8 protein-coding genes are annotated in these 9,678 nt (G+C 69.8%); 4 read left to right on the top strand and 4 right to left on the bottom strand.

The window, feature by feature from the left end; all coding sequences use genetic code 11:
* Positions 1–37: 37 nt before the first annotated feature.
* The 4 genes from arfA to ACWGH4_RS23670 form a co-directional block, all read right to left on the bottom strand.
* Positions 38–1,567, bottom strand: a complete 1,530-nt coding sequence (gene arfA, locus ACWGH4_RS23655; RefSeq protein ID WP_453464168.1) for an arabinosylfuranosidase ArfA — start codon at positions 1,565–1,567, stop codon at positions 38–40.
* 26 nt (positions 1,568–1,593) lie between these two features.
* Entirely contained in the window at positions 1,594–2,619 is a 1,026-nt protein-coding gene (locus ACWGH4_RS23660) for an arabinan endo-1,5-alpha-L-arabinosidase (RefSeq protein WP_453464171.1), read from the bottom strand.
* A gap of 238 nt (positions 2,620–2,857) precedes the next feature.
* The gene (locus tag ACWGH4_RS23665; RefSeq protein WP_453464174.1) at positions 2,858–3,709 is read right to left on the bottom strand and encodes an SMP-30/gluconolactonase/LRE family protein; all 852 of its coding nucleotides are present in this window, start codon (positions 3,707–3,709) and stop codon (positions 2,858–2,860) included.
* Positions 3,706–4,479, bottom strand: a complete 774-nt coding sequence (locus tag ACWGH4_RS23670) for an IclR family transcriptional regulator (protein ID WP_453464177.1) — start codon at positions 4,477–4,479, stop codon at positions 3,706–3,708. The genes ACWGH4_RS23665 and ACWGH4_RS23670 overlap by 4 nt, the downstream gene beginning before the upstream one ends.
* A gap of 193 nt (positions 4,480–4,672) precedes the next feature.
* Here ACWGH4_RS23670 and ACWGH4_RS23675 point away from each other — a divergent pair, with 193 nt between their 5' ends.
* The 4 genes from ACWGH4_RS23675 to mmsB are packed head-to-tail and all read left to right on the top strand — an operon-like array spanning position 4,673 to position 9,658.
* Entirely contained in the window at positions 4,673–5,743 is a 1,071-nt protein-coding gene (locus ACWGH4_RS23675; protein WP_453464180.1) for a hypothetical protein, read from the top strand.
* Positions 5,744–5,748: 5 nt separating this feature from the next.
* Positions 5,749–6,852 (top strand): multiple monosaccharide ABC transporter substrate-binding protein, encoded by a 1,104-nt coding sequence (gene chvE / locus ACWGH4_RS23680; protein WP_453464183.1) that lies wholly within the window; start codon positions 5,749–5,751, stop codon positions 6,850–6,852.
* A complete protein-coding gene (mmsA, locus tag ACWGH4_RS23685) occupies positions 6,852–8,414 on the top strand; it encodes a multiple monosaccharide ABC transporter ATP-binding protein (RefSeq protein ID WP_453464186.1) in 1,563 nt (520 codons plus the stop codon). The genes chvE and mmsA overlap by 1 nt, the downstream gene beginning before the upstream one ends.
* A gap of 5 nt (positions 8,415–8,419) precedes the next feature.
* Complete coding sequence (mmsB, locus tag ACWGH4_RS23690) at positions 8,420–9,658, top strand: multiple monosaccharide ABC transporter permease (protein WP_441266865.1); 1,239 nt, start codon at positions 8,420–8,422, stop codon at positions 9,656–9,658.
* The last annotated feature ends 20 nt before the right edge of the window (positions 9,659–9,678 follow it).

Consider the following 9,678-nt stretch of genomic DNA (forward strand, 5'->3'; position numbering starts at 1 on the left):
TGCCTGACGCGACCGGGGGCGGGCGGCGGCTTGTGCGTCAGGCGCCGGCGGTCAGCCGGATCACGTTCCATGACAGGGGCTCGAGCGTGACGTCGAGGACGCCGTCCGCGAGGACGGCCCCTTCGCCCGCGTGGGGCACGACGCGCTCGGGCTCCGCGAGGGTGTTGCGAGCCTCCGGGTCGGCGTCGCTGAGGACGCTGTGCTCCTCGACGTGGGTCACGTCCAGCCCGGTGAGGGCGACCTGGAGCGGCAGCGGGTCGCTCTGGCTCCGGTTGACGGCGAAGACGGTGACGGCGCCGGTGCCCTTGTCGCGCACGGCGGTCGCGTGCAGCAGCGGCACCTCACCATGGGCGGCGGTCCGGTAGGTGGGCGAGTCGGCGCGTACGTCGAGGACCTCGCCCCGCCCGTAGCGGGACGCCTGGGCGAAGGGGAAGAACGTGGTCTGCCGCCAGGCCGGCCCGCCCGGCTCCGTCATGATGGGGGCGATCACGTTGACGAGCTGGGCGAGGCAGGCGACGGTGACCCGGTCGGCGTGGCGGAGCAGGGTGATGAGCAGCGAGCCGAAGACGACGGCGTCGGTGACGCTGTAGTTGTCCTCGAGCAGCCGCGGGGCCTCGGGCCAGTCCAGGGGGTTGGCCCTGCTCTCGGCCTCGAACCGCTTCATGTACCAGACGTTCCACTCGTCGAAGGAGAGCTGGATGCGCTTCTTCGACTTGAGCCGGGCTCCGACGTGGTCGCAGGTGGCGACGACGTTCTCGATGAACGACTCCATGTCCACGGCGGAGGCGAGGAACGAGTCGCGGTCGCCGTCGATCTCCTCGTAGTAGGCGTGCAGCGAGATGTGGTCGACGAGGTCGTACGCCTCCTGGAGGACGGTCGCCTCCCAGGTGGCGAAGGTGGGCATGGCCTGGCTGGAGCTGCCGCAGGCGACCAGCTCGAGGTCGGGGTCGATCTGCCGCATGGCACGGGCGGTCTCGGCGGCCAGCCGGCCGTATTCCTCCGCCGTCTTGTGACCGGTCTGCCAGGGGCCGTCCATCTCGTTGCCGAGGCACCAGAGGCGGATGCCGAACGGGTCCTTGTCGCCGTGCGCGATGCGCTGGTCGGAGAGGGCGGTGCCGGCAGGGTGGTTGGCGTACTCCTGGAGCTGGAGTGCCTCGGCCACGCCCCTCGTACCGAGGTTCACGGCCATCATCGGCTCCGCCTGGGGCCCGATCTTCCCCAGGAAGGCCATGAACTCGCTCAGCCCGAACCGGTTGGTCTCCGTGGACCGCCAGGCGAGGTCGAGGCGGCGCGGCCGCTCGTCGGCGGGGCCGACGGAGTCCTCCCACCGGTAGCCGGAGACGAAGTTGCCTCCCGGGTAGCGGACGGCGGTGACGCCCAGTTCCCGGACCAGGTCGAGGACGTCGGTGCGCAGCCCGGCCTCGTCGGCGGACGGATGGTCCGGCTCGAAGATGCCGGTGTACACGCAGCGGCCCAGGTGCTCGACGAAGGAGCCGAAGAGACGGGGGTTCACCTCGCCCACGGTGAAGGCGGGGTCGAGGGTGAAGCGGGCGTTGCTGTCGGGCATGGTGTCCTTCCGGGAGGTGCGGGGGATCAGGGGGTGACGACGGGCCAGCCGTCCTTGCCCCAGGTCAGGGTGTTGAGGCCGAGCTTGGGCACGCCGGCGTCGTCGGCGTCGTAGTAGTGGTAGACGAGGACGTCCCGGCCGCGGTCGCGGAGGACGGACTGACCGCCGGTGCCGAGGTACCGGCCGTGGCCGGCGAGCAGTAGTTCACCGCCGCCGTCGGTCATCGCGGTGCCGTCGCGGTCGTAGTACGGACCGGCCGGGTGCGTGGCGCGCCCGACGCGGATGTTGTAGGTCGAGTCGGTGCCGGCGCAGCAGCGGTCGTAGGAGACGAACAGGTAGTAGCGGCCCTGGTGTTCGACGATGTAGGGCGCCTCGACGGCGTAGGGCTCGTCGGGGCGGGTGGCGAGGTGCAGGACCTCGGGGTCGGCGGTGCGGGGCCTGCCCGTGGCGGGGTCGAGCTCGATCATGCGGATGCCGGTCCAGTACGAGCCGAAGGACATCCAGAGCCGGCCGCGTGCCTGGAGGATGGCGGGGTCGATGGCGTTGTAGTGGTCGCCGGTGGTGGTGGCGAAGACCGTTCCGCGGTCCTCCCAGGTGCCGGGCCTGCCGGTGCGGGAGGTGGCCAGGCCGATCGCGGAGTGGTTGGAGCCGAAGGAGGAGACGGCGTAGTAGAGCCAGTAGACGCCGTCGCGGTAGGTGACCTCGGGCGCCCACGGGTCGCCTTCCGCGGAGTAGGCGCGCCACCAGTCGGGGATGTCGGTGAAGGCGGACCCGGCGCGCTGCCATGTCCTGCCGTCGTGTGAGGTGCGGGCCTCGATCTTGCCGTGGGTGGAGTAGACGACGTACGTGCCGTCCTTCAGGCGGACGGCGGAGGGGTCGTGGACCTCGGTGTCGCCGGTGACGGGACGGGGGTCCGGATAGCCCGCGGAGGTGGCCGGGGCGGGGGCGGCGTGGCCGGGGAGGACGCCGGCGCCGATGAGCGCGACGGTGACGGCGGTGGTGGCGAGGGCCGCTCCGAGGCGGTGGCTCTGCCGGGGGCGCGGGAAGTTCATGAAGGGCGGCTCCTTCATCGGGCGAGGGGATGCGGGGGCGGAACCGTCGATACCAAGTGTTCGAAATTTCGACGCTCGCTCGCAACTTCGAACGGGACCGTAGACGCGGGGCAACCGGACGTCAATGACTTTCGCTGAAATGACGAACGACGTTCGACTCACCGAACAACACCGGCAGTTGAGACCCCGGCGATGCCCCGACAGGCCTCTCCGCCACACCGGCAGAGGGGTCCTTGGTTCAGCCGGCGAAGGCGGGCTGAGCGAGCCCCAGTCCCGCGCCGGGCAGCACCAGCAGCGAGCCGGACAGCGGGTGCGGCGCCGTCTGCCCCTTGCGGGCGGACGTGACATACAGGTCGGTGAGCCCCGCCCCGCCGAACGCACAGGCGGTGGGCCGTCGCACGGGGAGCTCCACGACGCGGTCGAGCACGCCCTCCGGCGTGTAGCGGCGTACCGCGGCCCCGTCCCACAGGGCCACCCAGACGCATCCGTCGGCGTCGACGGTGAGTCCGTCGGGGTAGCCCGCGCCGTCCTCGACGACGGCCAGCGGACGCCGGTTCACCGGCAGGGGATCGTCGGGACGCAGGTCGAACACGTCGATACGGCGGGTCGGCGAGTCGATGTAGTACATCCGGCGGCCGTCGGGGCTCCAGCCGGTGCCGTTGCTGACGGTGACGTCGAAGAGGACGGTGGTCGCCGTACCGTCCGGCGTGGTCCGGGTGAGCGTTCCGCCGCCCGGCGCCTCGTCGTAGCGCATCGTGCCCGTCCACAGCGAGCCGTCGGGGGCGACCGCGGCGTCGTTGCCCCGGCGCCCCGGGACCGGATCCCGGTGCAGCCAGCGGAAGGCGCCGTCGCTGTCGTAAATTCCCACACCGTCACGGAGGTTGACGACGAGGCCCCCGTCCGCCCGGGGCTTGGCCGCGCCGACGTGCTGCTCGGTGGCCATGACCGTACGGCGACCGGTGGCGGGGGCGTAGGTGTGGACGCGTGAGCGCAGGATGTCGACCCACAGCAGGCGTTCGGCCGCCGGGTCCCAGGTGGGGCCCTCGCCGAGCAGCGCGTCGTGACGTACCGCCACCTCCATGCCCTTCATGCGGAGGCCCGGTGGCCGAGGCGCTCGGACAGGTCGGCGGCGCCCTTGGCGGCCAGCGTCTCGAGCTCCGCGCGGCGCTCCTCGCTCCAGCGGATCATCGGCACGGAGATGGACAGCGCGGCGACGACCCGGCCCGAACGGTCACGCACGGGCGCGGCGACACAGCTGACGTCCGCGTTCGACTCCCGTCGTTCCAGCGCGATGCCGGCTTCCCGCACGGCCTCCAGTTCGGTACGCAGGACGGCCGGATCGGTGATGCTGTTGGGCGTCATGGCGACCAGTTCGGTGCCCGGCGCGAGGCGCGCGTCGAGCTCGCTGTCGGGAAGGGAGGCGAGCAGCATCTTGCCCACCGCGGTGCAGTGGGCGGGCAGGCTGCGGCCGGCGGCCGAGACCATGCGGACGGCGTGGGTGGAGTCGACCTTCGCGATGTAGAGGACGTGGGTGCCGTCCAGGATCGCGACGTGGACGGTCTCGTCGCAGGTCTCCGCGACGGAGCGGGCGACCTCCTGGCCCTCGTGGGCGAGGTCGAGCTGCTCGGCGTAACGGCTGCCCAGCTGGTAGAGACGCACTCCGAGGCGGTAGCGGCCGGAGCGGCCGTCCACGGGCACGATGTACGAGCGGGCCGCGAGCGTGGTGATGAGTTCGTGCACGGTGGTGCGCGGCAGTTGGAGTTTCCGGACGATATCGGGGGCCGACAGCGTCCCGTCCCCGTCGAGGAAGAGCTCCAGAATGTCGAGAGCACGGGTGACAGCGGGCACGAGGCGTCCCATGGCTTTCCCCTTGTTCGATATATCAACGCTTGATCGGCAGAGCGAACAGTCTATCGCCGGCAACCGTTCCCGGTAAGGCGTCGGCGATCTTCGTGTTCGGCCGTCCGACCCATTGACACCCAGGTGACTCGATCCTTAACGTCGCCCCAGAATCTCGAACGACGTCCGATATTTCGAACAATAGAGGTTGCTCGTGACCCCTCCCTCCGCACGAACCTCCGGAGCCCGCCGCCCCGGTGGAGCGGCCCTCGCCGCACTCGGCCTGGCCGCGCCCGCAGAGAACCCCTCGGACGCCTCCGCGCACCGGTTCCCCGACGGCGGCAGCTGGCGCACCGAGATCCCCTCCTGCGAGGGCCCGGAGGTGCTGGCCGTCGTGCTCAAGGAGGCCGCCCGACTGGACCTGCCGGTCCACCGCATCAGTCAGGGCAGCGGGGTGTGGATGCTCACCGACGACGAGATCAGCGAGATGGCCGGCGCCTGCGCCGAACGCGACATCGAACTCTGCCTGTTCACCGGGCCGCGCGGCAGCTGGGACATCGGAGCCTCGACCCGCACGGACTCCGGCGGCTCAGGACTGCGGGCCCGTGGTCACGACGCACTCGCCGGCTGTGTCGAGGACGCTCTTCGCGCGACCGCCCTCGGCGTGCGCTGCCTCCTCGTCGCCGACGAAGGAGTCCTCTGGTGCCTGCACCGGCTGCGCGAGCAGGGGGTGTTGCCGGCCGACACGACGTTCAAGGTGTCCGCGCTGGTGGGTCCGGTGAATCCGGCGGCGTACGCCGTCCATGAACGACTCGGCGCCGACTCGGTCAACGTGCCCTCCGACCTGACGCTCGCCCACCTCACAGAGATCCGGCGGGCCAGCGCGGCACCGATGGACCTCTATGTGGAGGCGCCGGACGACCTCGGCGGCTATGTGCGCATGTACGAGGCGGCCGAGCTCATCCGGCGCGGTGCTCCCCTCTATCTGAAGTTCGGGCTGAGCAAGGCGCCCGGCTTCTACCCGTACGGCGCCCAGATGCGCGACACGATGCTGGCCTCCGCCCGGGAACGGGTCCGGCGCGGGCGGCTCACGCTCGACCTGCTCGCCCGTCTCGGCGCCGACGGCGGGATGTCGCCGCTCGGCTCGCGTCTCCCCGGTCCGCTGCACCGCTTTCCCGTGACGGACCTCCCCGAGGCCGGCCCGTCCGTCACCGGTCCCACCGATCTGCCCGTCACCGACCTTGCCACCGCCTCTCCGGCGGCCGTGCCCTCACCTAAGGACTGATGAAGATGCGCAACCGCCGAGCCGCGGTCACCGCGATCACCGCCGCCCTCGCCCTGTCCCTCGCCGCCTGCGGCCAGAGCAGCACGGGCGGCAGCAAGCAGGAGCCGGAAGGGGGCGAGGGATCCACCGTCGGCATCGCCATGCCGACGAAGTCCTCGGAACGCTGGATCGCCGACGGCAACAACATGGCCGCCGAGTTCAAGAAGCTCGGCTACAAGACGGACCTGCAATACGGCGAGGACGACGTCGACCAGCAGGTCTCCCAGATCGAGAACATGATCACCAAGGGTGTCGACGTCCTCGTGGTCGCGGCCATCGACGGGCGGGCCCTGGGTGACGTGCTGCGCCAGGCGAGCGAGCAGGGCGTCAAGGTCATCTCCTACGACCGCCTCATCCTCGGCAGCGAGGCCGTCAGTTACTACGCCTCCTTCGACAACGAGAAGGTCGGCGAACTCCAGGCCGGCTACATCGTGGACAAGCTGGGGCTGAAGGACGGCAGCGCCGAAGGCCCGTTCACCATCGAGCTGTTCGCCGGCTCTCCCGACGACAACAACACCCGCTTCTTCTTCCAGGGCGCCTGGAAGGTCCTCAAGCCGTACATCGACAAGAAGCAGCTCGTCGTCCGCAGCGGACAGACCAGGCTGGAGCAGATCACCACCCTGCGCTGGGACGGCGGCACCGCGCAGAAGCGCATGGACGACCTGCTGACCGGCTCGTACGGCTCGGACACCGTCGACGCGGTGCTCTCCCCGTACGACGGCATATCGATCGGCATCCTCTCGGCGCTCAAGTCGGACGGCTACGGCACCAAGGCCAAGCCCTACCCCGTCGTCACCGGGCAGGACGCCGAGGTCGCCTCGGTCAAGTCCATCATCGCCGGGCAGCAGACACAGACGGTCTACAAGGACACCCGGGCGCTCGCCAAGCAGGCCGTCCAGATGGCCGACGCCGTGCTGAACGACAGGAAGCCCGAGGTCAACGACACCACCACCTACGACAACGAGACGAAGGTCGTGCCGGCCTTCCTGCTCGACCCGGTCAGCGTCGACAAGACGAACTACAAGACGGTGCTGGTCGACTCGGGCTACATCAAGGCGAGCGACCTCTGATGCCGGGGGCCCCGGCGGTGGAACCCATCCTGGAGATGCGGTCCATCGGCAAGACGTTCCCGGGGGTGCGGGCCCTGTCCGACGTGACGCTGACCGTCGCGCCGGGCGAGGTCCACGCCATCTGCGGGGAGAACGGCGCCGGCAAGTCGACGCTGATGAAGGTGCTCAGCGGGGTGCACCCGCACGGCAGTTACGAGGGGGACATCCTCTTCCAGGGCGAGACGTGCGCGTTCAAGGACATCCGGGCGAGCGAGGACCGCGGCATCGTGATCATCCACCAGGAGCTCGCCCTGGTGCCGTACCTGTCCATCGCCGAGAACATCTTCCTCGGCAACGAGCACGCCACCCGCGGGATCATCAGCTGGAACGAGACACTGCGGCACGCCGCCGCGCTGCTCAAGCGGGTCGGCCTGCGCGAGCACCCGCAGACCCGGGTCGCGGACATCGGCGTCGGCAAGCAGCAGCTCGTGGAGATCGCCAAGGCGCTCTCCAAGAAGGTCAAACTCCTGATCCTCGACGAGCCGACGGCCGCGCTCAACGACGAGGACAGCGCCAAACTGCTGTCCCTCATCAAGGAGCTGAGGGAACAGGGCATCGCCTCGATCATCATCTCGCACAAGCTGGGCGAGATCGCCGAGGTCGCCGACCGGGTCACCGTCATCCGTGACGGGCGCACCATCGAGACCCTCGGTGTGCGCGACGGGGACATGACGGAGGACCGCATCATCCGCGGCATGGTGGGCCGGGATCTCGACCACCGCTTCCCCGAACGCACCCCGTACACCGGGGAGCCCGGTGAGCACCCGGCGCTCGAGGTCCGCGACTGGACCGTGCACCACCCGATCGACCAGCAGCGCAAGGTTGTGGACCAGGTGTCGGTCAACGTCCGCCGGGGCGAGATCGTGGGGATCGCGGGGCTGATGGGCGCGGGCCGTACCGAGCTCGCGATGAGCGTGTTCGGACGCTCCTACGGGCGCAACATCAGCGGCACCGTCCTCAAGGACGGCAAGGAGATCCGCACCCGCACCGTCCCCGAGGCGGTGGGCCACGGCATCGCGTACGTCACGGAGGACCGCAAGCATTACGGCCTCAACCTGATCGACACCATCGGCCGGAACATCACCATGAGTGCCCTCTCCAAGGTCGCCCGGCGCGGTGTCGTGGACGAACACGAGGAGCGGCGCGTCGCCGAGTCCTACCGGCGCAGCATGAACATCAAGGCGCCCACGGTCTTCGAGCAGGTGGGCCGGCTCTCCGGCGGCAACCAGCAGAAGGTCGTCCTCAGCAAGTGGATCTTCGCCGGGCCCGATGTGCTGATCCTCGACGAGCCCACGCGCGGCATCGACGTGGGTGCCAAGTTCGAGATCTACACGGTCATCGACCGGCTCGCCGCGGAGGGCAAGGCCGTCGTCTTCATCTCCTCCGAACTCCCCGAACTCCTCGGCATGTGCGACCGCATCTACACGATGTCCGCGGGCCGCCTCACGGGCGAGGTGCCTCGTGACCGGGCGAGCCAGGAAGTTCTCATGCGCCACATGACCAGCACCAGCGACAAGAGGTAACCGACATGGGCCCGGCCACCACCGACGCGCCGACCAGCGCCTCCCCCAGCACGCCCCCGCCGACGCGCCACGGCACGAAGGAACTGCTGCTCGACGCGGCACGGCGCAACATGCGGCAGTACGGAATGCTCGTCGCACTCGCGCTCATCGTCGTGCTGTTCCAGATATGGACCGACGGCGTCCTGCTGCTGCCGAACAACGTCACCAACCTCGTCCTCCAGAACAGCTACATCCTCGTGCTCGGCATCGGCATGATGATCGTCATCATCTCGGGCCACATCGACCTGTCGGTCGGTTCGCTGGCGGCCTTCGTCTCCGCCGCGGCCGCGGTGATGATGGTCGAACACGATGTGCCCTGGGTGCTCGCGCTCGTCCTCTCCCTCGCGATCGGCGCACTCGCCGGCGCGTGGCAGGGCTTCTGGATCGCGTACGTGGGCATCCCGTCCTTCATCGTCACGCTGGCGGGCATGCTGCTGTTCCGCGGCGGGACGCAGATCCTGCTCGGCAGCCGCTCCCTGGGGCCGTTCCCCGAGGGCTTCCAGAAGATCGCCACCGGCTATCTGCCGGAGATCGGGCCGGTCACCAACTACCACAACCTCACGCTGCTGATGGGCTTCGCGCTGCTCGCGTTCGCCCTGTGGCAGGAGGTCAGGGACCGCCGCCGCCAGCAGAAGTACGAGCTCGACGTGCTGCCCAGGAACCTTTTCCTCGCCAAGTGCGCCGCGCTCAGCGCCGCGGTCCTGGCCTTCACCCTCACGCTCGCGAGCTACCGGGGCGCCCCGGTCGTGCTGCTGCTCCTCGCGGCCCTGCTCGTCGGCTTCGGCTTCGTGATGCGCAACGCGGTCGTGGGACGTCATGTGTACGCGCTCGGCGGCAACCAGGCGGCGGCCAAGCTCTCCGGTGTGAAGGACAAGCGCGTCACCTTCCTCGTCTTCGTGAACATGGGCGTGCTCGCGGCCCTCGCGGGTGTCGTCTACGCCGCCCGCCTCAACGCGGGCGTCCCGCAGGCCGGCGTGAACTTCGAACTCGAGGCGATCGCGGCGGCCTTCATCGGCGGCGCGTCGATGAGCGGCGGCGTCGGGACGGTGTTCGGCGCGATCATCGGCGGCCTGGTCCTCGGCGTACTGAACAACGGTATGTCGCTCGTCGGCATCGGCAGCGACTACCAGCAGGTCATCAAGGGACTGGTGCTGCTGGCCGCGGTCGGGTTCGACGTCTGGAACAAGCGGAAGGTCGGTTCCTGACGGCCGGCCCGACGCGGCAC

The organism is Streptomyces sp. NPDC054847 (assembly GCF_053610925.1).

Bases quoted from the DNA above. Each gene is read 5' to 3' on its own strand.
- arfA (WP_453464168.1), bottom strand. From the start codon at position 1,567: ATGCCCGACAGCAACGCCCGCTTCACCCTCGACCCCGCCTTCACCGTG.
- ACWGH4_RS23660 (WP_453464171.1), bottom strand. From the start codon at position 2,619: ATGAACTTCCCGCGCCCCCGGCAGAGCCACCGCCTCGGAGCGGCCCTC.
- ACWGH4_RS23665 (WP_453464174.1), bottom strand. From the start codon at position 3,709: ATGAAGGGCATGGAGGTGGCGGTACGTCACGACGCGCTGCTCGGCGAG.
- ACWGH4_RS23670 (WP_453464177.1), bottom strand. From the start codon at position 4,479: ATGGGACGCCTCGTGCCCGCTGTCACCCGTGCTCTCGACATTCTGGAG.
- chvE (WP_453464183.1), top strand. From the start codon at position 5,749: ATGCGCAACCGCCGAGCCGCGGTCACCGCGATCACCGCCGCCCTCGCC.
- mmsA (WP_453464186.1), top strand. From the start codon at position 6,852: ATGCCGGGGGCCCCGGCGGTGGAACCCATCCTGGAGATGCGGTCCATC.
- mmsB (WP_441266865.1), top strand. From the start codon at position 8,420: ATGGGCCCGGCCACCACCGACGCGCCGACCAGCGCCTCCCCCAGCACG.